This window comes from Pseudomonas sp. Tof1, assembly GCF_055390395.1.
The window spans coordinates 2,779,481-2,804,658 of the sequence record NZ_AP024344.1 but is presented as its reverse complement, the minus strand read 5'-3'; the positions used below and the strand labels follow the sequence as shown (position 1 = coordinate 2,804,658).

26 protein-coding genes and 1 pseudogene are annotated in these 25,178 nt (G+C 63.3%); all 27 read right to left on the bottom strand.

The genetic code is table 11. From position 1 onward, the window contains the following. Positions 1–12: 12 nt before the first annotated feature. On the bottom strand, positions 13–1,203 hold the full coding sequence (locus ACZ5KU_RS12995; RefSeq protein ID WP_054059633.1) for a hypothetical protein: 1,191 nt from the start codon (positions 1,201–1,203) through the stop codon (positions 13–15). 59 nt (positions 1,204–1,262) lie between these two features. Beyond that, complete coding sequence (locus ACZ5KU_RS12990) at positions 1,263–2,474, bottom strand: hypothetical protein (protein WP_054059632.1); 1,212 nt, start codon at positions 2,472–2,474, stop codon at positions 1,263–1,265. Then, a complete protein-coding gene (locus tag ACZ5KU_RS12985) occupies positions 2,471–3,274 on the bottom strand; it encodes an outer membrane lipoprotein-sorting protein (protein WP_054059631.1) in 804 nt (267 codons plus the stop codon). Before ACZ5KU_RS12985 ends, ACZ5KU_RS12990 begins: the two co-directional genes overlap by 4 nt. 40 nt (positions 3,275–3,314) lie before the next feature. Further along, positions 3,315–5,639: an efflux RND transporter permease subunit gene (locus ACZ5KU_RS12980; protein ID WP_464737277.1), complete on the bottom strand. Its 2,325-nt coding sequence runs from the start codon at positions 5,637–5,639 to the stop codon at positions 3,315–3,317. Positions 5,640–5,641: 2 nt separating this feature from the next. Then, positions 5,642–6,259 (bottom strand): adenylyl-sulfate kinase, encoded by a 618-nt coding sequence (cysC, locus tag ACZ5KU_RS12975; RefSeq protein WP_054059629.1) that lies wholly within the window; start codon positions 6,257–6,259, stop codon positions 5,642–5,644. A gap of 17 nt (positions 6,260–6,276) precedes the next feature. After that, positions 6,277–6,894 (bottom strand): sugar O-acetyltransferase, encoded by a 618-nt coding sequence (locus ACZ5KU_RS12970; protein ID WP_054062413.1) that lies wholly within the window; start codon positions 6,892–6,894, stop codon positions 6,277–6,279. A 27-nt stretch (positions 6,895–6,921) separates the two neighbouring features. Then, entirely contained in the window at positions 6,922–7,662 is a 741-nt protein-coding gene (locus ACZ5KU_RS12965; protein WP_054062414.1) for a class I SAM-dependent methyltransferase, read from the bottom strand. Between the two features lie 105 nt (positions 7,663–7,767). After that, positions 7,768–8,121, bottom strand: coding sequence for a DUF1801 domain-containing protein (locus ACZ5KU_RS12960; RefSeq protein ID WP_054059626.1), 354 nt, complete (start codon positions 8,119–8,121; stop codon positions 7,768–7,770). Between the two features lie 43 nt (positions 8,122–8,164). Beyond that, complete coding sequence (locus ACZ5KU_RS12955) at positions 8,165–8,557, bottom strand: VOC family protein (RefSeq protein ID WP_054059625.1); 393 nt, start codon at positions 8,555–8,557, stop codon at positions 8,165–8,167. Continuing rightward, complete coding sequence (locus ACZ5KU_RS12950) at positions 8,554–9,375, bottom strand: 4'-phosphopantetheinyl transferase family protein (protein ID WP_054059624.1); 822 nt, start codon at positions 9,373–9,375, stop codon at positions 8,554–8,556. Before ACZ5KU_RS12950 ends, ACZ5KU_RS12955 begins: the two co-directional genes overlap by 4 nt. Next, positions 9,372–10,016 carry an alpha/beta fold hydrolase gene (locus tag ACZ5KU_RS12945; RefSeq protein WP_464737276.1) on the bottom strand — a complete coding sequence of 215 codons (645 nt, stop codon included), beginning with the start codon at positions 10,014–10,016 and terminating at the stop codon, positions 9,372–9,374. Before ACZ5KU_RS12945 ends, ACZ5KU_RS12950 begins: the two co-directional genes overlap by 4 nt. Further along, entirely contained in the window at positions 9,911–12,928 is a 3,018-nt protein-coding gene (locus ACZ5KU_RS12940; RefSeq protein ID WP_464737275.1) for an amino acid adenylation domain-containing protein, read from the bottom strand. The genes ACZ5KU_RS12945 and ACZ5KU_RS12940 overlap by 106 nt, the downstream gene beginning before the upstream one ends. A 317-nt stretch (positions 12,929–13,245) precedes the next feature. Continuing rightward, positions 13,246–13,401, bottom strand: a pseudogene (locus ACZ5KU_RS12935) (hypothetical protein); the annotation flags it as partial. Beyond that, positions 13,398–13,706 carry an acyl carrier protein gene (locus tag ACZ5KU_RS12930; RefSeq protein WP_054057969.1) on the bottom strand — a complete coding sequence of 103 codons (309 nt, stop codon included), beginning with the start codon at positions 13,704–13,706 and terminating at the stop codon, positions 13,398–13,400. The pseudogene ACZ5KU_RS12935 and the gene ACZ5KU_RS12930, both read right to left, overlap by 4 nt. Then, complete coding sequence (locus ACZ5KU_RS12925; RefSeq protein WP_054057968.1) at positions 13,699–14,133, bottom strand: type II 3-dehydroquinate dehydratase; 435 nt, start codon at positions 14,131–14,133, stop codon at positions 13,699–13,701. The genes ACZ5KU_RS12930 and ACZ5KU_RS12925 overlap by 8 nt, the downstream gene beginning before the upstream one ends. Next, entirely contained in the window at positions 14,111–14,782 is a 672-nt protein-coding gene (locus tag ACZ5KU_RS12920) for an HAD-IA family hydrolase (RefSeq protein ID WP_081005938.1), read from the bottom strand. Before ACZ5KU_RS12920 ends, ACZ5KU_RS12925 begins: the two co-directional genes overlap by 23 nt. Next, positions 14,775–15,416, bottom strand: coding sequence for a sulfotransferase domain-containing protein (locus ACZ5KU_RS12915; protein ID WP_160319832.1), 642 nt, complete (start codon positions 15,414–15,416; stop codon positions 14,775–14,777). Before ACZ5KU_RS12915 ends, ACZ5KU_RS12920 begins: the two co-directional genes overlap by 8 nt. Before the next feature lie 40 nt (positions 15,417–15,456). Continuing rightward, positions 15,457–15,822: a VOC family protein gene (locus tag ACZ5KU_RS12910; RefSeq protein ID WP_464737274.1), complete on the bottom strand. Its 366-nt coding sequence runs from the start codon at positions 15,820–15,822 to the stop codon at positions 15,457–15,459. After that, positions 15,812–16,870: an OsmC family protein gene (locus tag ACZ5KU_RS12905; protein WP_054057964.1), complete on the bottom strand. Its 1,059-nt coding sequence runs from the start codon at positions 16,868–16,870 to the stop codon at positions 15,812–15,814. Before ACZ5KU_RS12905 ends, ACZ5KU_RS12910 begins: the two co-directional genes overlap by 11 nt. Next, positions 16,867–18,192 carry a trans-sulfuration enzyme family protein gene (locus ACZ5KU_RS12900; protein ID WP_464737273.1) on the bottom strand — a complete coding sequence of 442 codons (1,326 nt, stop codon included), beginning with the start codon at positions 18,190–18,192 and terminating at the stop codon, positions 16,867–16,869. Before ACZ5KU_RS12900 ends, ACZ5KU_RS12905 begins: the two co-directional genes overlap by 4 nt. Positions 18,193–18,262: 70 nt before the next feature. Then, a complete protein-coding gene (locus tag ACZ5KU_RS12895) occupies positions 18,263–18,517 on the bottom strand; it encodes an acyl carrier protein (RefSeq protein WP_054057962.1) in 255 nt (84 codons plus the stop codon). A 2-nt stretch (positions 18,518–18,519) separates the two neighbouring features. Further along, positions 18,520–20,733, bottom strand: a complete 2,214-nt coding sequence (locus ACZ5KU_RS12890) for a class I adenylate-forming enzyme family protein (protein ID WP_464737272.1) — start codon at positions 20,731–20,733, stop codon at positions 18,520–18,522. Further along, positions 20,723–21,556, bottom strand: coding sequence for a radical SAM protein (locus tag ACZ5KU_RS12885; protein WP_464737271.1), 834 nt, complete (start codon positions 21,554–21,556; stop codon positions 20,723–20,725). Before ACZ5KU_RS12885 ends, ACZ5KU_RS12890 begins: the two co-directional genes overlap by 11 nt. Further along, on the bottom strand, positions 21,553–21,849 hold the full coding sequence (locus tag ACZ5KU_RS12880; protein WP_464737270.1) for a hypothetical protein: 297 nt from the start codon (positions 21,847–21,849) through the stop codon (positions 21,553–21,555). Before ACZ5KU_RS12880 ends, ACZ5KU_RS12885 begins: the two co-directional genes overlap by 4 nt. A 3-nt stretch (positions 21,850–21,852) precedes the next feature. After that, entirely contained in the window at positions 21,853–23,037 is a 1,185-nt protein-coding gene (locus ACZ5KU_RS12875) for a B12-binding domain-containing radical SAM protein (RefSeq protein ID WP_464737403.1), read from the bottom strand. A 65-nt stretch (positions 23,038–23,102) separates the two neighbouring features. Beyond that, the gene (locus ACZ5KU_RS12870) at positions 23,103–23,666 is read right to left on the bottom strand and encodes a hypothetical protein (RefSeq protein ID WP_464737269.1); all 564 of its coding nucleotides are present in this window, start codon (positions 23,664–23,666) and stop codon (positions 23,103–23,105) included. Then, the gene (locus ACZ5KU_RS12865; protein ID WP_054057958.1) at positions 23,667–25,166 is read right to left on the bottom strand and encodes an alkaline phosphatase family protein; all 1,500 of its coding nucleotides are present in this window, start codon (positions 25,164–25,166) and stop codon (positions 23,667–23,669) included. Positions 25,167–25,178 lie beyond the last annotated feature (12 nt).

Sequence of the window (25,178 nt, the reverse complement as noted above, 5' to 3'; positions counted from 1 at the left end):
TGAATGGCGCCGTCAGAGCACGGCGTCGAGGATGTTGCTGGCGCAACGTCCGTGGAAGAAATTGACCCCGACCTCAACGGTCTCCCCGCGGCGGTCTGAGAATCCCAGGCCGGTGCCGAACAGCCCGCGCACCGCCTGTCCTGCGCAGGTCAGCTCATGGCTCAACGGGTGCTTGCAGAGGTTGCCTTGGAGGGTATCCAGCGCCATGGCACACCCTTGCGGGTCACGCAGCTCAGGCATCCGGGCTTCATAGCCGGTGGCGTTTATCAACAGCGGCGCTGCCCGTTGCCACAGATGGAAGTCGGGATCACCAATGTGCAGCACAACGCCTGGAGATCGTCCGGACTCGATGTCCAACAAGGTTTGCCGGGCCGATCCACGCAATCCCCGGAAGCGGTTGACCTCGCCGGTCACCTCATCCACCAGATCGCCTGGTTGCAGCAGTGCCGACGGTGTTCCTGATGCCATCCACAGCCCTGGGCGCTTGCGGCACAACACATGCAGCGAGCGCGGCGCCCATGCATCGCTGAATCGCCTGAGCAGGTACTCGACGGTGGAAAAGGCACTGTGGCTGCCACCCAGTACCAGTACCTGGCGGCCCTGGCCGAGAGCATCGCGCAGTTGCGCATCAGCCTGGCCCCTGAGCACCGGATCGGAACCCAATGGCGCCGGCCAATCTTGCTCGATCATTTGGCGCATCTTCGCGCAGGGCACCTGTAATTCACGTCCTTGGGCGCCACAAGCCAGCACCAGATAACGGCTGGTCAACTGCCCCCAGTCTCCCCAGCAGGTGAAACCTGCGTCGCTCTGTTGCACCGCGTCGACCTGCCGACCGAATGCAACGGTGGTGGCCGGGTGCTCAGCGCATAGCTCGAGCACTACCCGCGCCAACTGCCGAAGGAAAGCCGAAACGCTGTCGAGCGACAGAATCCGGGAAGGCTCTTGCAACCAGCGTTGTACATCGCGCTGGCGAAGGCATTGGGCAAAGGCACCGTCAGGTCGAATACCCTTCAGAAAGTCCTGGATGGGCGAGTTGGCCTGGATGTCGTAGGCCAGGCAATCCCATTGGGCCAACGAAGCACTGCGCTCATGCACCTCGACGCCAAGCGACAGCAGCGCCGGCAACTTGCGCTCACGATCGGCGGCGATGAACAGGCCAAGGGCTGCGGGGCCGAAGCCGATAATCTGAAGCTGTCTATCCATGTGCTTGCATACCTCTGTCGAAGGCGGCCGGAACACTGGCCGGCCTGCGCGACGGTCAATCAGAATGAGTAGGACAACTCGACGCTGACATGGGAATCGCCCGAGAGCGCCTCCCAGGTGTCATCGCTGCCGGAACTGTCGATGTAGACGGCACTCAGGCCGGCACGCAGGGCATCGCTCAAGCCAAGGTCCAGAGACGCGTTGATCATGTTGTTTTTCGCATCGCTGGCTTGTGCGGTAAATCCAAGAAATACCGAAGAGAGATAGCGGTCGTTGAACTGCAGGCGCCCCCCCAGCAGGAACTTGCGATCAAAGATGCTCACCGGTGCCAGCGCCTTGTCACGGTCACGGTGGTACTCCCCGATCAGGCTCAGGTCAGCCTCGCCCAATACCCGATTGATCGCATACTCCACACCCACCGACAGCTTCCTGGAGTTGTAGTCGCTGTCCGAGACCCGCTGGTCGAGCGCCTCCAGCTTGTACAGCCACTGGCCGTCCACCCAGATGGCATCCAGGCCCCACTGGCTGACCTCGGTGTATTGGGCGACCAGGCTCTCGCCCTCCTGGCGAAACGCCGGCGTGCGATTGGTGCCCTTGAAGTAACTCAGGCCGATATCCAGGTCCGAGAGGGACATGAAGTAGCGTGCGGCAATGTCCAGGCTGTCCGGATTGCCGCCATGAATGTACTCGGCCGTCGGCCGCACCCGATAGGGTGCAAACCGCGACGGTTCGGCATAGAACTGTGTCGGTTCGAAGCCGTCCAGCAGGTACAGACTCAGGTGTCCGGGCCCCATCAGGCTGCCCAGCTTCAGTGCTTTCTGCGAGAGTTTCTCTTCCGGCTGCAGGCCATCGAGGTTGTCATAGGTGTTGATCACATCGACCAACTGGCGAGTCTCCATCACCCCCCAATGCTCCTTGATCCGTCCCAGCTTGGCTTCGCGACCCTCCTGTTCCAGCAGCAGATACAGCTCGTCCCAATAGAACGACGGGCGCGGGTCCCGGTCACTGCTCGACAGATAGCGTGGGTTGGCCACCACCCGCATGCGCAGCGAATCCCAGCTGTCCACGTACTGGTAATCCACGCCAAACTCCCGAGTGACCGGCAATTCGCTCTCCTCAAGCTCAGTGGCCGGGTCGGAGGGAAAGTAGTAGCCCTTGATCGCGAGCTTGCCGGCTAGCGAATGCTCCGCTTGCGCAGCCGCGTCGTACCCGGACATGAGCAGCGCCGCGGCCAGTGGCCAGGTCCATGGGTGGCGGACGCCGTCGGTCATTGGGTCAGGTTCCCCAGCCGGGCAGGCTCGAACGCCTCCTCCTTGATCCCGGTACGAAATTGCACGTCGGAACTGACCAGGACCGTCTGGCGACCGGTGATATGGTTGACCATGCTCATCTTCAGCGCCCGCCAGTAGCGGTTCAGGAACAGCTGGTAGCCATCCAGGCTCAGGGTCTTGAACAGCGTCCCCTTGCGGTCGTAGTACTGGGTCTTCATCTGCCGGAAATCGTGCTTGTCGTACCAGACCTCGATCGCGGAATAACCCGAGTAGGGATAAAGAGGGATTTGCTTGACCACCGCACACTCGGACTGACCGCACGCCTCGTCACGCAGCCACTCGTAGTCGTAGTTGCCCACCTCCATCGAGCCGATGTCCTCATAGGAGAACTCGCTGCCGGAGAACGAACCGGAGCGGTCTGCGGCAGCGACTCGCTTGACCCGTCGCAGGCTTGGCAGGTACAGCCAGACCTGGTCACCCTCCATGATCTTGGAATGGATCAGCACCCGGGAATTCTTGATGTTCTCGGGGGCTTCGAAGGTCAGCAGTACCTTGTCGCCCACCTGCTTGTCGGCCATTTCGAAGCTGTTCATGCGCATGAAGCGATCGGTGCTGGCACCGCCCTTCTCCACCAGGGTCAGGCGGATCCTGGCTGAAGTGTCCTGGTAGCCCTCATCGCTGTCGCGCCACTTCTGGGCGTAATGCCGTCCCAGGTCCTGGGCCTGTCCCGCATGGGCGGCAACAGACGACAGCGCGGTTGCCATCGACAGGCAGGCGACCATGAAGAGATTGCGGTTCATTCTGACTTTCCTTGTATAGGGTGGCGACTGGGAGAACGATTCATGCCTGGCGCACAGCGAGCCCGGCTGCGGCTCGTCCCCAGAGGTAGCGATCAAAGGTCAACAGCACCAATGGCAGGCACAACGCATCGAATATCAGGCCGAGGAAGATCGCGATGGCAGCCAGCAGGCCGAAATCGGCGTTCATGGAGAACGGCGAAAGCGTCATGACCAGGAAGCCCGAGGCCAGAATCACGGCATTGGCGAACACCGACGGCAGTACGTGCTGATAGGTCGAGCGCAGCGCCTCGCGCGGCGGCTGGCCATGTTCCAGGCGCTGGGCCTTGTAGTGGCTCATCAGGTGGATGGTGGCCTCGACAATCAGCCCGTAGGCCACGACACAGACGTTGATCGCGGCGGTATTGACCTCGCCCCGCATCAGCCCCCAGAGACCGAACATGACGAAAAACGGAAACACGTTGGGCAGCAGGCTGATCAACCCCAGCGGCACATTGCGCAGGAACAGGGCCACCATCAAGGTGATGCTCACCAGTTCGAACAGCAGGCCATCGACCATGTACTCGATACTGATGTGGGTGAGGTTGGCAAAGACCACCGCCTCGCCCGTGCCCACGCCCGGTACCAGGGCGGTACGGTCGGCATGGGTGTTCCACCAGGCGTCGGCACGGGCCTTGATATCGCGGATCTGCTGGGTATCCAGGCGCGTCAATGTAATGACCACCCGCGTGGCCGACTTGTCGATGTTGATCTGGTTGCTCAGGTCCAGGCCAAACGGCAGTGACATCTCGTAGACCAGCAGCATCTGCGCTGCGAGCGCCGGGTCCTGCGGCAGTCGGTACGCCTCGGCGCGCCCACCGTCCATGGTCTGGTTGAGCTTCTTGATGGCATCGCTGAGGGTGGTGACCGAGTCGACCTCTTTCTGCGTGCGCAACCACTGGGCAAAACGATCAAGCTCGGCCAGGAAACGGGGGTCGGAAATGTCCCCGCGACTGGACGTGGCGACATACTCCAGGCGATAGATACCCGAGAGGTTGTCCATGGCGAATTCGGTCGCAGTGCGCACCGGGATGCTGGTATCGAAGTTCTCGACGATCCGGTCGTTGATCAGGTTCTTGCTGGCCGGACCAAGCGCCAGCAGGAACACGGCCACGAAGCCGAGCAACCACAGCTTGGGCCGACGCAGCAAAGGCTCCATGTACAAGTAGTAGCGACGGCTGGCGGCCCCCTCGAGCGGCTTGAGGCGCAACAACGGAATCAGGACCGCCGAGACCGCAACCGAGACGACCAGGGCCATCACCGCACCGATCGCGGCCAGCACCCCGAACTCCTTGTAGGGCGGTGAGGCGGCAAACACCAACGAGTAGAACCCGACGGCGTTGGTCGCGGTACCGATGGCAATCGGCTTGACCGTCTCACGAATGGCCGCGCAGGCCAGGTCCACACGGCGGTTTCCGTACTGGCCACTCTTCTGTCGAGCGGCCGAAATCATATGCATGATCTCCGCCACCGACGTGGCCAGCACGATGGTTGGCAGCAGCCCGGTCAGCGCCGTGGCCTCGAATCCAAGCCAGCCGCTGGCGCCCAGGGTCGCGGCAGTGGCCATGGTGATCGCCACCAACACCACCAGCAAGGCACCCAGACTGCGCAACATCAGTACACTGGCCAGCAGGATGATTGCGTACATCAGCGGCGTGAGGACGGCCATGTCCTGCTGCGAAGCTTCGGGGTACGCCGCTTCGACGGCTGCCAGTCCTGTCAGGTGGATCTGCAGATGGGGATTGGCCTGACGGAAGGCATCGACCATCGTACGCGCCCGGGTGGTCGCGTCGATGGCCGCATCGAGGGTCTGGGGCGGGAACTGCAGCGTGACCAGCACGCCAGCGGTCTGGCCATCAGCCGAGACCAGGCGCTTGACCAACTCAATGTCGTTGCGCCCAAGGCGCTCCATCAAGGCGATGTGCGAGTCCGTCAGATCCGCCGGCTCACGTACCAGTTCATCGACATGGACCGTATCGCCCTCGGCAAAGACATGCTGGAAGTTGGTCACCGAATCGACACGATAGGCGTGCGGGATCATCCAGGCCTGTTCAGTCAGCGCATGCAACTGCCCCAGGTCTCGGCGGTTGAACAGGCTGCCCTCGGGGTTCTTGATCACGAACAGGAGCGTGTCGGACTTGCCGAATTGACGATGCAAGGCATCCAGTTGTTCGACGGTTTTCTCGCCCTCCGGAAAGAACGATCGATAGTCGGCAGCGAACCGTATTTGCGTCATCCCCCACGACATCGCCAGCACCAGCACGGTGACCGCCAGGAACAACACATGGCGGTAGCGTTTGAGCAGGAGCTCGAATTTTTCTCCGGACATCATCAGGCACCTTTCCTTTCGCCAACGGGGGCCGGGGAACAGCAACGCTCGATGATGGCGAGTACCTGCAGGACGCCCTCATCGACCGTACACCGCTCACTCTGCACAACACACTCGCAGTCACGTGGCGGTTCGTAGGCGCTGTCTATTCCGGTAAAACCGGGCAAGTCACCGCGACGGGCGCGCTGATACAGCCCCTTGGGGTCACGTGACTCGCAGACTTGCAGTGGCGTGGCCACATGCACCTCAATGAAACGCCCCGCTGCAAATAGCGCCCGGGCAGCCTGGCGATCCTCGGCAAAAGGCGAGATCGCGCTTACCAGGACAATGAAACCGCTGTCATGGAACAGCCTGGCCACCTCGCCCAGGCGCCTGACATTCTCCTTGCGATCCCCGGCACTGAAGCCCAGATCACGATTGAGACCGACGCGCAGGTCGTCACCATCGAGCACTCGGGCACGTGCCCCTGACTGCAACAGGCGCTGCTCGATACCCCGCGCCAATGTGGTCTTGCCCGAACCGGACAAACCCGTGAACCACACGCACAGGGGCAGGTGGCTGCCCGCCAGTGCCGCCTCCGGCCAAGGGTGCAGGTTGCCGCTCGCTTTCACGTTGCTCATTGAGATTTCCTGTACGTTCATTCGTAGGCCGAGCGGATGACCCGGCAGGGATTGCCCGCAGCGACGACGCCCGGTGCGATCGAACGGGTGACGACGCTGCCGGCGCCGATCACGCTGCCCTCGCCCACCTCGACACCGCCCAGCAGGATCGCGCCGGCGCCGATCCAGACATCGTTGCCCACCCTGATCGGGTCGGCTCGCAGCACACATTTGCGTTCTCCCTCGACCTCCACGGTGCGTTGTGCCGGGTGCACGGGGTGACGGGTGGTGATCATCTGCACATTGGGCGAGACGTAGACCCGATCACCGATCTCGATCCGGTTGCCATCGAGCAGCGTGCAATTGACGTTGATGTACACGTCGTCGCCGATCTCGATGTGCGCGCCGTAATCACACTGCAACCCCGGCTCGATCCAGCTGCCCTGGCCGAAGCGGCCCAGCAGTTGCGCGAGCAGCGCCTGCCGCTCGTCGTACGCCGAGGGGCTGGCCTGGTTGAAACGCTGAATCAGCCCCTGGGCCCGCAGATGCAGGCGGGTCAGATCAAGGCTGGGCGAGTGGAACCACTGGCCCGCCAACATGCGCTGGCGTGTGCTGGCGAACGCCTGGGCGCTCACCTCGGTTTCCTGGACATCCATGCTGGAGCTCCTGCGCACTGGGCTGCGTCAAGGGGTAAAGGGTTTTTCGAAGACCGAGATATGCTTGAAGGCCCCGGCCACGAACGGGCTCCTGTCCCAGCCGGCCCACCGATGGACCCGCCGCAGTCCCGCCAGACGCGCCATCAGATCGAGCTCGGCGGGCCAGGCGTAGCGCAACTCCACCGGAATGACCTGCGTCCCCTGGCCATCCAGGCGGATGAAACGACAGCTGATGCGCTGAGCAATCGGCTCCAGGCGAGAGGCCTCCAGCAGCACCTCATTGCGCTCCAGGCCACCGACATACACCGGCTGGTCCTTGCCATAACGGCTCAGGTCGGGGTTGAAGGCCTCGATCACCAGCCGCCCACCAGGCTTGAGCAGACCGCTGGCTGCCTGGAAGCAGTTGACCTGGTCATCCTGGGACAACAGCAGGAAAAGCGAGCTGAACGTACAGAACGCCATCTGGAAGGGGCCGCCGCCAACACCTTCGAGGGTTGAAAAATCGGCCAGGGTCGTCGGTACCGCGTTACCACCGGGTTTCAGGCGCAGCTTGTCGAGCATCGCTGGCGAGGCGTCGACCCCGTGCACGTCTACGCCACGCTCGCGCATCGGCAAGGCAAAGCGCCCGGTGCCGATGCCCAGTTCCAGGACAGGTCCCTGCCCTGTGCACAGCTCGACCAGCGTATCGATGGCATTGTCCGCCGCTTCGCCATACAACTCGTCGTAGACCGGAGCCAGGGTTTCCCCGTAGAAGCTTGGATCGTTCATTGATTTATTCATGTCTTGGGTTTTCCTGGGCAAAAGCCTCCCCGACGGGGGATTTTCATCCCCCGCTGGGTTCAACGTTCAGTGGTTGTCGAACTCGGTTCGACGCTAGGAAAGCGCCTGCTTCACGTAGTCACCGAGGTGCTTGTCCTGCACGTCGGCCACGCTGCGCAGTTTGATGTGGCGACGAAACTTGCCACCGCCTTCGAGCACCCCGTGCGGGTCCTGGAAGGTGTAGCCCTGGCCAAACTCCACAGACACGTGTTCCTGGTAGGCATAGACGCCGCAGAACGGCGCCGCATGGGAAAAGATGATGCCGCCATACTTGACCATTTCGGACACGGTCCCGGCCACCTCCTCCACCACCGTACGCACCCGCTGGACGATCTCCAACATGGACTCGTGAGTCGTGGCCAGGTCATGCAGCAGCGCCGCAACGGCTTCATCGCTCTGACGCGTCATGATCGGTTTCCTTGCATGTCTGACTCCTCCTTGGACGTAGCGCTCACTGACCCACGGGCGAGCACAGTTCGATCAGGGTGCCGCTCGGGCAGCGTACGTACGACACCACCTGCCCCCAGGGTTTGCGGGTGACCGCCGCATGCTCGCTGGCACCGGCCGCCAGGGCCTTGTGGTGGGCAGCCTGGACATCGTCGGTCACCAGCGCGATCTCGATACCCAGCGGTTTATGCTTCGGTTCACAGAAGTGGTAGCCGCCCTCGCAGTTGGAGTCGGCCAGTTCCCGGCTGGCAAAGGCCAGGGTCGTCGCCCCGGTCTCCAGCTCGCCATAGTCACCGGAGTCATCGAGAAAGCGCGTGGCCAGGCCGAAGGCCTCGCCGAAAAACGCCAGGGTCGCAGCGACATCAGGGACATAAACGATCGTGTATCCAAATTTCACAGTGTCACTCCTTGATTGGTGTATCTCATGTGGCCCGTCTCATCGTCACCCGGATGGTGCTCGAGCCAGCGTGGATTGTCCCGGCATAAGCCGTAGCCCGCCAGCGCTGTGTCAACAAATGTACGAATCCTCATCGCTCGGGACGACCAGCCGGCCACGGCCAGCGAATAGCCATCGAGGCAATCGCTCGCGGCCAAATGCCAGCAAGCCTGCTCGGAACGCTTGCGCGTGCCGTGCCCTCGAGCGATCCGCACCTGCCGCCAGTGCTGGCAGATGCCCAGGCCGGTGGCCTTGGCCCAGGCTTCCCTGAGGGTCCACAACCGGTAGAAATACGCCAGGCGCCGGGACGGTGCGGTCCGACTCAACGCCCGCTGCTCGCCAACGCTGAAGAATCGCCGACACAGTGCCTGGACATCGCGTGGCTGATGCACCTCCACATCCACCCCGACCGGGCTCGCCGACACGGCAAGCACCAACCAGCCCTGGCTATGCGAGAGGTTGAAGTGCAGCGACGGCTCCTGGGGTCCCAACAGCCTGGGTTTGCCATGCGGTCCCTGCCCCAGGGTGATGCGCGCCGGCTCACATTCCAGGTAGCGGGCCAGCACCTCTCTGAGCCAGCCATGACCGGTCAGGAACTGCTCGCGCCAACCCAGGTCGACGCAGGTCTGGTAGCGGGCCTGCTCCTGAGGACCGAGCCACTGCAGATAACGCGCACGCGCAGGACGATGCATCCCTTCGGACAGGGACAGGCGCCATAGGTCGACGCATCCTGGGCCTGGCAGCGTCATCGCCACAGGTACCAGCGGGCAGGCAATCATACCGTCAGCTCCTCCCTCGACGACGGTGCGATGACCTCGAGCGCCTGGCGCAACGTGGTGATGACAACGTGCATGGCAGCGCCACCGAGCATCCCATAGTGGTCGGCGTCGATCGTCGTGCAGCCGGCCTGCGGGTTCAACTGCGCCAGTGGCTGCAGGCCGCTGGAGCGGTTCTGCGCGCTGGCCCGCAGGTGCCAGGTGTAGCAGTCGACGGGTACATAGCGGTAGGCCAACAGGGCCGCGTAGTGCCGGCAGAACAAGGTGAAACGCTCCTCCAGCACGCGCCCCACCAGCGTATCGTCCTCCTCTGGCGCCAGCAGCCATTGCCGGGTCTGTTGCAGGTCCTGCTGGAACAGCTGTTGCAACAGGTCCGGGGGGAATGCCGCAACGTCGCCGCCGCGGGCGCCCGCATCGATCGTCACGACAGCCAGGCGCTGGGAAACCTCGGGCATGCCGATCATCTGGCGCGCCATTTCCGCGGCCACCACTCCCCCAAACGACCAGCCGGCCAGCACCACCGGCCGGCAATCAACGATCAGTGGGCACAGTTGTCGAACATACTCACGGGCCTGTTCCTCGATCGAAGCGAAGTGCTGCTCAGCATCGGCGCAGACACCGGCAATATCGAAGACGCCACGCAAACTCTCGACCAGCGGCAGGTAGCAGGACAGCGCACCACCGACCGGGTGTACCAGCACCAGCAGAGCACGCTGGTTGTCGTGACTGAAGCGCACCAGGTTGCGCGAACGTCCAACCACTGCCTGCAGGTGGCCCAGCAGGCCGAAACGCTGGGATGGGCATAGAGATCAGCCAGGCTCAGTTGCATGCCCAGTTGCGTATTGAGCGCCTGCAGGATGCGCACCGCGTGCAAGGAAGTGGCCCCGAGTTCGAACCAGCTACTCTGGGCGTCGCGAACCGCGGGCAACACCTGGCGTACGCATTGCAGCACCAGTTCTTGCTGGGGACAGAAGCTTGGGTCTGTCTCTACCGCGTCTGCCGCCTGCGCAGCCAATCCGGCCAGGCTCTTGCGATCAAGCTTGCCATTGGCCGTCAGCGGCAACTGGGCCAATTGCACCATGCGCGATGGCAGCATGTAGTCATTGAGGTACTGCCCAGCGAAATGCCGCAGGGCCTGCGTGTCCACCGCCGATCCGTGCTCCGAAACAACGAACAACGTGAGCCCACCGTTGGGGTCGAGGCATGCCACAGCCTGGCGTACCCCGTCGGCTCGGCAGAATACCGCCTCGATCTCCGCCAGTTCGATGCGAAAACCATTGCGCTTGACCTGCAGGTCCTCGCGTCCCAGCAATTCCATTTCTCCATCCATGCGCAGGCGCCCCAGATCCCCGGTGCGATAAAGGCGTTGTCCCAGGCCCGAGTGCTGTGTGAACACTTGATCGGTACGTGGCTGGTCCTGCACGTAGCCAGTGGCCAGGCCCTGCCCGGCGATGAACAGCATGCCCTTGACGGCAGGCGGGCAGCAGCGTCCCAATGCATCGAGAATGTAGAAACGCTGGTTGGCCAAGGGTCGGCCATAGGGAATACTCGGCCACGCCGGGTCCACGGCATGAACCTCGAAGCTGTTCGACCAGATCGCCGCTTCAGTGGCACCGCCCAAGGCGATGAAGCGCGACTGTGGCGCACACTGGCGCAATCGCCCGGGCAAGCCGAGGCCGATCCAGTCGCCGCTGGCCATCCACAAGCGTACGCTGGGCGCCGGCGCCCCCAGCGCCATGGCCTGGGCGTAGTCGAGCAGCATCTCCATGATCGCCGGTACCGAGTTCCACACAGTCACCCGGTGCTCGCGCGCCAGGGCGACCCAGCCCTGGGGATTGGCCTCGCGGCCCTCCTGCGCGAGCACCAGCGCACAGCCGCTGAGGGCCGGCATGAAGAGATCGAAGACCGACAGGTCGAAACTGAACTCGCTGACGCCGAACAGCCGGTCGCCGTGACCGATATCCCAGCGCGCCTGGCAATCCTGGAGGGTATTGACGGCCGCATGATGGGTGATGCTCACGCCCTTGGGCGTCCCGGTGGTCCCGGAAGTGAACATGATGTAGGCCACGCTGCTGTTCACCGCCGGATACGTCGGCGCAATGAAGTCTCCCTGTGCCTCGTCGCCGCGCAGCCAGGAGCGGTAGTTCAGGGTCCAGTTGACCGGCGAGGCCAGGATCGCGGCAATATCGTCATCGTCATCACCCAGGACGGTGGTGGCCGCCGCCTGGCTGATCATCGCCCGTACCCGTTTCACCGGCGAACGCTTGCTGACCGGCACGTAAGTGGCTCCAGCCATGAGCGTGGCGTAAATGGCCACGACATTCGCCACGTCGTGACTGCCGCGGATAACCACATGATCGCTAGGGCCCACGCCGTTCTCGTTCAGGTGACAGGCCAGCAGGCTGGCCTGACGCAACAACTGTGCGAAGCCCAGGCTGCCCTGCGCATCTATCACCGCCGGTGCATCGGGACACTCCCGGGCCTGGTGCAGCAGCCCTTCCCAGAGGGTCATGGGGGCAAATACGCGCTCGGTCCGGTTGAACGCCAGGAGCCGCTCCTGCAACACGGCAGGCAGGCGCATCTCGACGTCCCCCCAGGCCGCGCTGTCGGTCGCCAGGTACAGCAGGTGATCACAATAGGCCTGGAACGCCTCGGCGATCACGCCCTGCTCGAAGACGCCCTCGCGCTCGTCCCAGGTCAGCCAGAGGACCGAGTCCTGCTCGAATGCCTGCGCATCGATCCAGATCTGCGGGGTCATCATGGCGTGATCGACCTGCTCGAACGCCGGTGGTGCCAGTTGCATGTCCAGCAGCGAAGAGAACACGTAGGGCATTGGAGGCTCGGCGCTGCTGCTGCGGGTGTCATGCCGGCGGATCCACTCGCGTACCGCGCTGGTGCCGTCGTAGGCGCCGTGCTGCATGGCCGCATGCAGGTCTTGCTGCAACAACCGCACCCGTTCGCCAAATGGCAACTGCGTGGCGGGCAGATCGATGAGCACCGTGTCGGAATGATTGCCAAGGCACCTTTGCACCGCCTGCCCGAGCGCCGCCCGATTGCTGTACATCACACTGCTGGTCACCGACGCCACGCCGGACCAGCGAGCCAAGGTCTGCAGGTAAGCCGTGAGCAGCACCGCGTTGAGTGAAACATGATGCGCCCGGGCCTGGGCCCGCAGCGCCTGCACCTGGGCGGCCTGCAAGGGCATCCGGTGCTCGATGAAGCGCCCTGGCCTGACGGTCGGCGAACGCCGGCAAGATCTGGGCAGGTCAGGCCCGGCGGCCAGCGTGGCAATCCGCTCGCGCCAGTAATGCCGGGCCTTGAAACGGGCCAGGCGCTGCACACGGACCCGCTGCGCCACCACCTCGGACCGATAGCCGGCTGACACGTGGGGCCTGTATTCAGGGTCTCGGAGCAGCGCTGCCAGATCGTTGATGAAGATCTGCACGCTCGGCGCATCGAACAGTGCCAGCCGGTAGACCACATGCAGGCACCGCTGCCCCTGCCCCTCGACCAGGACCAGGCGAACCAGGGCGCGCCCGGCCGACAGCGCCGCCACCGGCAGCCCCTCCCCCAGCGCCGCGCAGCTGCGTGGGGATGCCCGGCATGGGCCTGCACACGCTCCACGACGCCTGGCCCGACCTGCATGAGCTTGAAACGTGGCACCTCGGCATCCAGCGTGTAACCCAGGATCGGGTGCAGCAACACGAGCCGTCGCAGGGCCTCTTGCAGGGTCTCCTGCCTCGGGATATCACCGGCATACACCAGGTGCAGATAAGCCGCTCCCCCCTCGGAAAACGCCGAGTGCTCACCCAGCCAATAGGCCTGGCGCAGGCCGGACAGTTCGCTGGCCAACGGGTCGGGCTGGGCAAGATGGTCGAGCAAGCGCGTTTTTTCGCGCCGGGCGGCCTCACGAATGTGATCGGGCAGCTCGGGTTGCTCACTGTAGTACCTGAGCGCACCGGCCTCTTCATACAGGTGCACGCCGCAGGCCTCGCAGTGTTCGATCAGGCTGACGATCGACTGGCTCACAGCTCCCCCTCCGTCATGCCCCTGAACTGCCGGCTGTCGTCCAGCAAGGCGCCGGCGAAGCTATGCAGGTCGGCACTGCTGGTCACTCGTGTCAGCTCGATGCCGCTCTCGCCAGCCAACTGGGGATAGCGCTGTTCCAGCAGCGCGCACAGTTGCAGCGCCTTGAGCGAGTTACCGCCCAGTTCGAAGAAGTTGTGCTGCGCCGACAGCGTCTCGCTTGGCACTGCCAGGAGTTCGGCACACAGGCGCAAGACGTCAGCCAGCAGTTGTACGTGCTCGGGAAGCGTCCCTTGTCGTTCATCCATGGTATTTCTCGATCAGCAGTGCGGCCGCCGTCGCATAGGCATCGGTGCCCATGCCGGCAATGAACCCGTGGCACAGCGGGGCCGTGACCGAAGCGTGACGAAACGCTTCACGGCCGAACAGATTGGAGATATGCACCTCCATCCAGCGCCCGGGATAGTCCTCCAGTGCATCGCGTAACGCCCAGCCGGCCATCATCAGCGCACCGGGGTTGATCACCATGGCCTCGGCCGTGTGATTGGCCTCGATAAAGTCGATCAACTCGCCTTCGTGGTTGCTTTGCAGCGCACGAACCGTCCAGCCATGCGCCGCCGCGACCGTCGTCACCTCGTCGGTGATGTCCGCCAGCGTGCGATGCCCATAGACCTGCGGCTTGCGCAGGCCGAGGCGCCCCAGGTTCGGACCGTTAAGCAGTAGCAACGTCGGCATGCCGGCCTACCTCCAGCAGGTTCAGCAATTGTCCCGGCTCCACCAGATGGTGGTCGCAGGGGTGGGCGCGGACCTCCTCGACCGGGTTGTCCCAGAGCGCGAGCGCCGTCTGCATGCCGGCGCTGCGGCCGCACTGCAGGTCCGCCACGGCATCGCCGACGAAGAGGGTCGTTGCCGGGCGCAACGCCAGCGCCTGGACGATCTTCAACGCCATGTCGGCCGCCGGCTTGGGTCGAGCGACATCATCGCTGCCGACAACGGCGCCGAAGTACTTGAGCAACCCCAGGCTGCCGAGAATCGCCTCAGTCCGCGCATGGTCCTTGCCGGTGGCGATGGCCATCGGCACCTGACGTTCATGCAGGGTGGCGAGCAGTGCCCTGACCCCGTCGAACACCTGGATGCGGTGCATGCGCGCATTACTCTCGCGCATGAACACCGGGTGCATGGCCAGCGGCAGTCCCATCTGCCGCATGATTTCCGGGAAGCTGCGCCCCAGGTACCGACAGTACTCACTGAACGGCGGTGGTACGGCGTCCGCTCCCAGTACCTCGGCATGAGCGGCATGGTAGGCCTCGGCGATCACCTGCTTGCTGTCAATGAGGGTGCCATCGAGATCGAAGATCACGGCCTGAACAGGTAGGTTAGCCATGGGCACGCACCTCCATTGCCTGGTGGTTCAAGCCGGCGTCCACCGTTGCAGCCATGGCACCGACATCCAGTGAAGTCGGTGCCAGGAACCGCGCAACCGCACCGAAACTGCCCAGGGGATCATGCAGCACCTGGTCGTAATCCACTTCGAGCAGGCGCATGTTCGGACGCGAGCGGACCCAGCGCAGTACATTCGGTACATGTTCGGCATACAGGCGGAACAGGGCCTGGCCCTCCTCCTCGTTCCACTCCTGGCCGCTGTGGTGCCGGGCCATATCGCCCTGTGAGCGAATCACTGCCTCCAGTTGCCGGTGCATGAATACCACCCGGTAACCATGGGTGGCCGGCAGGTGCGGGAGGAAACGCGACACCAACTTGACGGCCCGGCCCCTGGCCTGGGCCATCCAGGCCTGATAGCCATCCCGGTTCTTGACCGCTTCCCATTCGAAGTAGCCGTGGGGATTGCGATCGTCCTGTCGACGAACGTTGTCGGTCAGCACCGGCATGCCCGCACACAACAGGGCACGCATCATCATCGAGGTGCCAGAACGCGGTAAGCCGGAGATCACCGTCACGTATCCACCGTCACCGCTCACACAGTCCGGTACATCCATACAACCAAATCGTTTGAGCATGCCTACTCCTTGCCAGCTCATCAGTTGGGTGGCGCGCCGATCAGCCGCGCGCCACCAGCCCCAGGCGATTGCCGAACGGGTCCTGGATGGTCGCCTTGTAGCTACCCCAGCCGGTGCGTACAGGCGGTTCGATCACCTCGACCCGTGTGGCCAGGCGATTGAAGATCTGGTCCAGGTCAGTGACCTGCAGGTCGATCATCGTTTTCGTCGAGGGCCTGGCCATGGCCGGGTCCTCGATCAGCCCAAGGCCCGCACCGCGTTGTTCATCGACATCCAGGCTGATCCAGACCGTTGCCGCATACCGACGACTGACACTCAGGCCCAGCACGTCGACGTAGAAGGCTTCGGCGGCGACCAGGTCCGGCACCGCCAGCGTGCAGAAGCACAACGTGGTGTCATTGGGCACTGACCACCTCCCGTGTCTGGGCCTGCAGGTCATGACCGATATGAAACTCGAACTGCACCGGACGCCGGATCAGCGCGCAGACCTGCGACTGGGCGATGCTCTGTGCCAGAGCCTGCTCCAGTTCCTCGACACGCGGCGTCGCCCAACTGCCCAGTGACAGCTTCAGTTCAATGTCCTGCAAATGAACCGGCGTCGGAGCGACGTCACACATGCCACGAATGTCCACCATGGCCCGGGCATCGAGCGTGGCGGTCTCGGGCAGTGGGAAACGCGTGGCCAACTGCTGCAGCACGTCCGCGGCGATCGCCATCAGCAGGTATTCCTGGGGGTTGGGGCCGCAGTCGATACCGGCCAGTTGCTTGGGCTGGTCGATGAGGAAACTGCGGCGGTCACCGGCATCCTGTCGCTGGAAGTCGGCGCGCAATTGAGTGCCGTACAGCCACTGGCAATCGAGCGCGAGCTTCTGTGGCTGATCCAGGGACGCCCCGGCCTCAGCCTGGGCAGGGAACTGCAGGTCCAGCAACGGTTCGCCCGCCGCGCTCACGGTGACCGAAAGCGGCAAGGGCTGGACGAAACTCTGGTGGTTCGGGCTGTGCGACTTGACCGCTTCGATCACGTCCACCACCTCGCTGATTTTCTTGTCGATCATCGAGCGGATCTGGTACCGGACCTGCGGGGCCAGCGTGTCGCCTTCGGTCATGGACGCCCGGGTGGTCATCGACAGGTGACCCACCGTGGTGCGCCGGGCCGAGAACCCGGAGACTGCGGAAACCAGGAAACAGCCGGACAAGGCGATCAGTGCCAGCTCTCGCGGGGTCGCTGCCTCCAGCATGCCATGGGCCGCCAGTGACGACCCTGGGCGCACGGGGACTTCGAAACAGCGCGGCGCCCTGAGCGTCCCGATGGTTGCAGAGTGCACGCCGGCCAGCATGTCGCCGGTGGGCGAGCAACGGGCATAGGCGCCATAGCGAAACAGCGCCTGCTGCGGCTCCCGCTGGACCTCGTGGACGATCTCGCTGAAGCCCGAAATGTTCATGCCGTTTCTCATACGCCGGGCTCCTGCCAGTAGACTTTTTGCAGCGCTTGCTCGAGGTCCGCGCACAGATCCTGCGCATCCTCGATTCCAACCGACAGGCGTATCAACCCCGGCCTGATGCCAATGCGCTCCTGCTGCTCGCGGGTCAGGCCGCTGTGCGAAGTGTTAAACGGCAGGCTGATCAACGACTCGATGCCACCCAGGCTGGTGGCGCTGGTGATCAGTTTCAGGTGTTCGAGCAATTGCAGGGCCGCGGCATCGCCACCCTCGACCTCGAAACCGAGCATGCCGCTCACCGCTTCACCGGCGTAGTCGAACAGGTGCCGATGGGCATAGTCCTGCGCGTAGATCGAATACACAGCCTTGACCCGCGGGTGCGACTCCAGGAAGCGGGTGACCTGCCTGGCGCCCTCGGCATGCGCCTGCATGCGCAACGCCAGGGTCTTCATGCCCCGCTCGAACAGGAAGCACACGAACGGGTCGAGGTTGCCGCCAAAGCGCAGCATCTGCGCCCAGATGCGATCGACCAGCTTGCGACTGCCGGCCACCGCCCCGCAGGTGGTATCACTGTGCCCGTTGAGATACTTGGTGGCCGAATGGATCACCACATCGGCGCCCCACTCCAGTGGCCGGCAACTGATGGGCGTGAGGAAGGTGTTGTCCACGACCAGCAGGATATTGTGCTCCTGGCACAAGGCCGCAATCGCCTTCAGGTCAATGGCCTTCATCAGCGGGTTGGACATCAGCTCGAAGAACACCAGTTGGGTCTGGGGGCCGATCGCCTGGCGAATCTGCTCCAGGTCCAGCGGGTCGACGTAACTGACCGAACGACCGGCCTGGCTGATGTCGGCATGCAGCAAGTTGTAGCTGCCGCCATAGAGGTCATGGGAGGAAATGATGTGGCCGTTGCGGTTGGTCAGGGCGAACAGCGTGCAGGCGATGGCGGCCATACCCGATGACAGCACCAGCGCACTCTCGGCACGCTCCAGCGTGGCCACCTTCAACTGCACCGACCACTGCCCGGGGTTGCCGTAACGGCTGTAGGTCGGGATGTCCCGGACATAACCCTCCAGGAACGACTCGTAGGTCGTCTGGCTGAAGCGAAAGGTGGAACTGGAGAAAATCGGCGTCCCGACGGCCCCGGTAACCGGGTCCTCATAGGTTCCGGCGTGCACGCATAACGTGCTCTGGCCTTCGTCGAGCGTCATGCGCCGATTGTTTTCCATTGCCGGCCCGGCCAGCCGCTGGCGGCTCAGTTGGTTGAGCCAGGGCAACTGATCATTGGTGCCTGGGCGATTGGCGAACGTCTCTTGCATCTGTCTGGAGTCTCTCACGCGGCGGCCTCCATAGATCGAGATCCGACATCGCGCCGGGCAGGCCCGGCGTCAGTCCAAATGGGCGACATCAGGCAGTCCTCGCCGGCTGCTTGCTGGCAACAAAGGTTTCCAGACGTTCGAGCGAATCGACCAGGTCGATGGAAAGTTCCTCGTCCTCGATGTTGAAACCGAACTCGGTCTCCACCTGGATCAGCAACTGCAGGGCATCGATCGAGTTCAACCCCAGGCTGCTGATGAGATTGCCCCCCGTCAGCTCCTCGCGGCTCAGTTCCCGGCCCACAGTCGTCGAGAACACCTTGATCAAACGGTCGGTATCGCTCATTTTCACAGCTCCTTGGTGAATGAAATCGTGCATTGGAAAATCGTTGACTCGCGCCGCGACAGTTCGCGACCGATAAAACCCAGGCGGCCCAGGGCGGACATCAGGTCGACCAGGCGCAGGTAGGCGGTCCCTCCATGGGTCAGCCAGTCCAGGCCGACGCCCGCCGCCTCGCCGTCCTGCAGGAAAATCTCATCAACGATGAGCGTTCCGCCGGGCGCCAGGCGCGCCAGAAGCCCGGCCAGATCCTGGGCAACCGGGGCCTGGTGCAGCGTGTTGTCCAGGACGATGACGTCGAAAAGATCGGCCTTGCCGCTCGCCAGGCACGGGTCGATCGCCACGGGGATATCGAGGTCCGGTGGGTTGAGCCCGCCCAGCAGGACGACACGGCTGGCGGCACGGTCCAGACCTGCGCGCTCGAGCAGAACCCGGGTGTAGGTCGCACCCGTGGCACTGACGTCCAGCACCCGCAAGGCACCGGCTCGAACGCGCTGCACACTGCGCCAGGCCAGTTGAGCCAGTAGGCGCTTTTGCGGGCCGGCCACCGCTCGCTGATACGCCTCGCGCAACGCGGCTGGCTGCTCGCCGGCTCGCTCGAACGATCGTTGCCAGGCCCCACGGGCAAGCACCTCGGTCAGGCTACCGGGTTGGTTGTAACCCTGGGCGCTCAGTACCTCGAGGTCCAGCATTGGTGCCAGCGCCTCCAGTCGCGGGGACTCATCGAGCGGCTCACGACTCTCCGAGACCAGTCCGCAGGCGGCGGCGATGTCGAAGGCGCTCGCCAGCATCGAGGCATTGAGCCCCGTGCGCTGGGCAACCTGGTCGATGTTCAGCCCCTGGGCGCTCAACTGGAGTGCACCGCTCTGCCACAGCCCCAGCAGCAGTTGCGAACGCTTGTAGGCCTGTGCGACCGAGGCCAGCGCCTCATTCGAAGCCGGCCGGTAGTGCCGGCTCAGCAAAGGCTTGCCAGTGCTTGCGCGTGGTATCGACACCACGCGCTCGAAGCGATCGGGCACCTTGCCCGCACCCAGGCGCTGCTGGCAGTGAGCACGCAACTGTGCCTCGTCCCAGGCCCGCTCCGCCGACCAGACCACGAACGCGAAAATATGATCATTGCCCACCTGCCGCGACCTGACCGCACGTACCGTGCAGTCGATCACCGCAACGTGGCTCGCGATCACGGAGGCGATCTCGAATGGCGAGATCCAGCGCTCGCCACGGCGAATGGCGCTGCTTTGCCGCCCGACCACGCCGTAGCCGCCAGCGGTCCGCTCGACGATATCGCCAGTGTCATGGACCTTGCCGTTCTCCAGCAGGGTCCGCAACACGAATGGCTCACCCGCCGGCGGTTCATCAAGAACCCGGATCCCGGGCAGCGGGAAGCCGATCGACAAGGCCGGCAGCGGCGCCACACCGCCGAACAAGGCACCACTCTCGGTGCTGCCGTAGTTGCGCGAAAGCCCCACGCCAAAGGCCTGTTCGAATTGGCTGTCCAATACCTGGTCCACCGGACCGGCCCCGGACATGGCCACCTTGAGCCGGGCACATCGCCCACCCGTACCCGCCCGCTGCGCCAGCAACCCGGCAAGCATCGGCGTAAGCACGCAGTGCGTGGCCCGCTCACGCAACGCCTGCTGCGCCAAGCCCAGTTCCATGGGCTTGCAGATCTCGACTCCGGCTCCGGCCAGGATCGCCCCCCATAGCCACCCCAACGCGTAGGCATGGTAGATCGGCGCGACAAACAGCACCCGGTCATCCGGTCCCAGTTGCAACAGGTTGCAGTAGCGCAACCCCTCGTCCCGCCAACTGGACAGCTCGCGAATCACCAGTGACGGTTCACCCGTCGTACCCGAAGTCATCAGGCACAACCCCAGCGGCTGATCGGCCGCCTGCCCGTCGGGTACATCGGGCATGTCGCTCACCAGCAGGTTGCCATCGCCCAGTTGGAGCACCTGCCGTGTGCTGCCACGTACGGCGTAACGCTGCAACTCGTCCGACGGGGTATCGCCCGCCACGAGCAGCGGTGAAAGGCCCCTCTTGAGCATCAGCAGCATCAGCGCGGCATGCTCGACCGTGCTGTCCAGCAGCAGCAGGACACGGCGTGGGCCCCGTTGCGCCAGCTCATCCAGTTGTCGTTCCCAGGCGCTTCGGCGATCGGCAGCGACCGCAGCCACGATCGGCCCCTCGAGCACCGCCTCGAACCACGACTCAAGCACCACGGCGGTAGTCCTCCCTGGCACGTTCGAGCAGGGTCCTGATGACCTGCGGGGCATAGGACGGCGCGCGGCAGAGTTCATCGAGGCTGATGGCATCCTCGAAATACAGGCTCAGGGTGTCCCACGGTGTGAAACAGCCCTTGCAGGCATCCAGACGAGGACGCTCGGCCAGCAGCAGTTGGTAGAACGGCGACCGATTGACCGGTGCCAACGCCTTTTGCCAATCGCCGCTGACCAGGTTGCCCATGTTGTGGAACCAGATATTGGGACACGGCGTGGCGACACCGTCACTGAACGTCGACAGTACCAGACGTGGCAAGTGGCAACGCCAACTGCGCCGACCGTCCCGGTAGAAGCTGCTCAGGCGCTCCAGGTACGCCTTGGGCGGAAGGATTTCGGGATACCGATCCCTCAGTTCGAGCAATTGATCAATATGGACATGCTGCTCGGGTCGGACCTTGAAAGCCTCGCTGTCTGGTCCCCGTACCGGAAAAGGGAACAATTGCGGCGGGTTGTCCGGGAACCGCGCACACCATTCGACGAATTCACGCAGGTAGGGGGCGCTACGGTCGTTGAGCACGCCATAGATTTCCAATGGCAGGCCAGCGCGCAATACCATCTCTATGCGATCCATGATCATCTGATGGATACGTGGCGACTGGACGCGGTAGCTGTTGCCGTCGGCATTGCTGCTGTCCAGGGAGATCTGTACCACCACGTTGCCCAACTCGGCCAGGCGCCGGACCTTGACTTCAGTCAATGGCAGGCCATTGGTCTGGACCACCAGCACTTCATGCAACGGGGACATGCGTTCGATGAACGTCATGATGTCCTTGATGATGAAGATCTCGCCCCGGTGAGCTTGAGCAAGGGGGGACGGAAGCTCTGATTGACGCGCTCGACCACCGCGTGCAGCCGCTGGCCCAGGTCGCTCTCTTCACCGTAGACATCGTGCACCGGCGGCTGGAAGATCAACTTGCCTTCGTGGGAGGACTTCATGTTGCTCTGCCCGGTCAGGCAATAGGCACACCCCAGGTTGCAGGAGTCTTCATTGATGACCAGGTCATTACCCAGCAACTGGCGATGACCGAGAAAGTTGACCGGCTCTGCGTGGCTCATGGTTCAGGCCCCCTTGCTGAACTGGATGTCACGCAGGCTCAACCCGGCGCGGTGAAGTTGCATGCTGATACCCAGTTGCACCTGGCGCAGCTCGCTGAGCTTTTGCCGATAGAACTGCTCCAGCTCGGGGCGCTTGGCGTTCGCATAGCTGTCATCGAGCGCCTCGCGCTCAGCCAGGTCGGTCATCTCGGACACCAGTGCGTAGTTGAACGCACTCATCGCCGCACGCAACTCGGTGGCCTTTGCCTCACCGGCCTCGAGAATCTCAAGGCCCCTTGGAGAGTCGAGCACCGATCGGCGCAGACGGGACATGAACGTGTGCATGACGATGTCGTAGGTTTCGAACTCGAACACTGCCGGCTCTTTCTCGATGATCCCCTCTTCGGCGTACTTCTCGCCGTACAGTAGCGCACTCACGTTCGACAGCTTGAGCACGCGTGGGTCCTCGAAGTCGTAACTCAAGGCATTGAGTGAGACATCGAAATCGTCGTGCAACTTGCCCTCGGCTCGCAGGGTCTCGACCGCCTCCGCCCCCGGGTAGAGTTCCAGGCGCACCGTGTAGCGGCGCAGGTTGTGACCCATGTACTGGCGCAGGAAATCGTTGTTGTCGCGGATCTCCTGGAAGGTCGACCAGGGGTGGTAGGCAATGAAACCAAACGCCACGTAAATACCGGCCCCACGCACCAGCTCGATGGCGCGCTTGTTATCCTCGACCGTGGACTTTTTCTTCCAGCGATCCAGACCGATCTGCGAGCCGGACTCGATCCCGATCAGCACCTTTTCCAGGCCCGATCGATACAACAGGTCGAGGAGCGGTTTATCCTCCTCGTGCCAGTTCTTGGCCTGCATGCAGCAGTTGTAATAGATCTTCATGCCTCGATCGAGGATACCCTGGGCAATGTCGGCGATCCGTTGCTTGGCGAACGGTGCGCCACCCGGATCCTCGAAAGTCGAGTCGACAAAGTCGAAGGTATTGAAGTTGTACCGGTGGTACAGCCGCTCGATCTCGTCGACGATGTTGTCCGGCGTTCGCGCGCGCCAGAGCTTGCCCGGGTTGACCTTGTTGCCCGCATGCGGAGCGTTGCAGAACGTGCAGCGCGCCGTGCAGCCACGGGTAGTCGCCAGCCGCAGGTAGGGCAGCTTCCCGCTGTTGATCTCGAACTGGTCGCGGGCAGGCTCTGGCAGCATGTCAAGCTCCGGGACCGGCTTGCCGATGGGGTTATCGATGACCACACCGCTGCTTTCGCGCCAGCTCAGGCTGGGCACTGTGGTGTAGTCCTTGTGATCCCAGAACGCTTCGACGTAGCGCACCAGAGGTACATCGCCCTCGCCCCGTACCAACGCATCGAGAAACGCCCAGTTGGGGTTGTCCAACAACTTCGAACCCAGGAACGTCGCCAGCGGCCCCCGGCCAGGAACGCCACCTGCTCGGGCAAGGCCGCCCGCAATGCCGAACCGAAGGCCGTAGCGTGACTGACGGTCACGGTCGTGAGGGAAAAGCCGATCAGGTCGGGAGCGAACGCCACGACCTCTTCGATAGCCAGTTCATCGCCACCGACCACCGGCTTGACCTCCACCACCCGACACTCGGCTCCCAGGTTGCGCAGAATGGCCACCAGGTAGCTGACCCCCAGGTGCTCCGAACTCATCACCAGGTCACCATCGAGCAATACCGGAAAGCACACCCGCATTGGCCTCGGATGCCGGAAGTCGACCGCTGAATGCAACGGGTTGGCTGCGGGTTCCTCGACCACTTGCGCCAGGTTGGTCAGCGGGATCAACCCGGCTGCAGCATTAGTAAACTGTGCACTTTGCATTTAGAAATACCCGATCTGCTGCAGTTGGCCATCCATGAATTGCTGCTCCTGCTCGCTCATGCGTCGTCCGCTCGCGGCCCTACGCCCGTCTTCGCGGACAGGTTCCCGAACGGGGTCGATCAGCCAATGGCCGTCAAGACCTTCGGGTACCGCCAGCCCGAGGTGAGCCAGGATCGTGGGGAAGACATCCTCGATACGCGCCTGGAGGGCGCCATTGGGCGGGAATTTCGGCCCGCGCACGAAGAGCACACCGTCCGGCCGGTGCACACCACGTTGCGCGGGCACGTTCCAGATCGCCCCATTCAGCGAGGGGGTCGGCATCACGGTGAAATCCTTCGGTATGAGCAGGTAGTCCGGAGCTTGGTCTAGGCTATCGCCGGCATAGACTTCGTCACGCTTGACCAAGGTGAACCAGGGCTGCCCCTGCTCGTCCACCAGTTCAGCCAACGCGCCTCGCAAACGCTCCTCGGCCGCTGGCAACTGCGCTTGGTCCAGGTAACCCTGCGCTTCGCGCCCCTGCAGGTTGGCATTGAGCCCGAAGCAACCCGGGGTAGGCATGTAGAAGCTGGTCCGCGACCAGTCGACGGTCCGACGGTAGAGCCCGGGTGCATCGAACCAGGAACGCACGCCTGGATCATCCGAGCCAGTGGTACTCGCCGGTGCGACGGGCTCGTGCCGGCAGGCAAGCAGGTCATGCCCGAGCAGAAACTCATGCATGCTGAAGTCCGCATGGCACAGGCCAAACCCGTGATCGGAAGCCACCATCACCAGGGTGTCGTCATCGGCAAGACTCATGACCTGCCCCAGTGCGCGATCGACTTCGATGTAACAGTCCTCGACTTCCTGCCCCGGACGCTCTTGATCGCCCCAGTAGTAGTGACTGACTCTGTCAACTTCCGTGAACACCACAAACAGTGCATCCACCGGACGAGTTCGCTGCAGAAAGTTGCAGGTTTCCGCACGACCACGAATAAACTTTGCAGCCTGCTCGCAATAATCTTCCTGCCCGCGATACATGGTTACGATATCGGAGTGATAGTGCATATCAGCCTGCATGAGCTCGTGCATCAACTCACTGGGGGCGGTATAGCGCAAGGTTTTTGCCAAGGGCCAACTGATCATGTAACCACCGGCAGGCTCTACCGGAGGATGTGTCATGGGGATGTTATAGACGCCGACTTTCAAGCCTTGGCGCTCCAATGCCAGCCAGCAAGGTTCACGACCGTAATCGGCAGCATTCATGGCCCTGAAGCGGTAGTCCGGCGACTGGGTCGCCCAAAACTGGTAGATGCCATGTTCACCGGGCGAAACACCCGTAAACATGGAGGCCCATCCCGGTGCCGTATGGGGAGGAAAAGTCGATTGCAGGACACCCTGGCCGCCTTGGGCAGCCAAAGCACTGAAGTTGGGAAGCAGGCCGCGCGTCATGAGGTCCTTCATAACCGTGTACGAGGCGCCGTCCACGCCAAAGAACAAAAGCTTCAACTTCTGACTATCCATAGTCCACCTTGA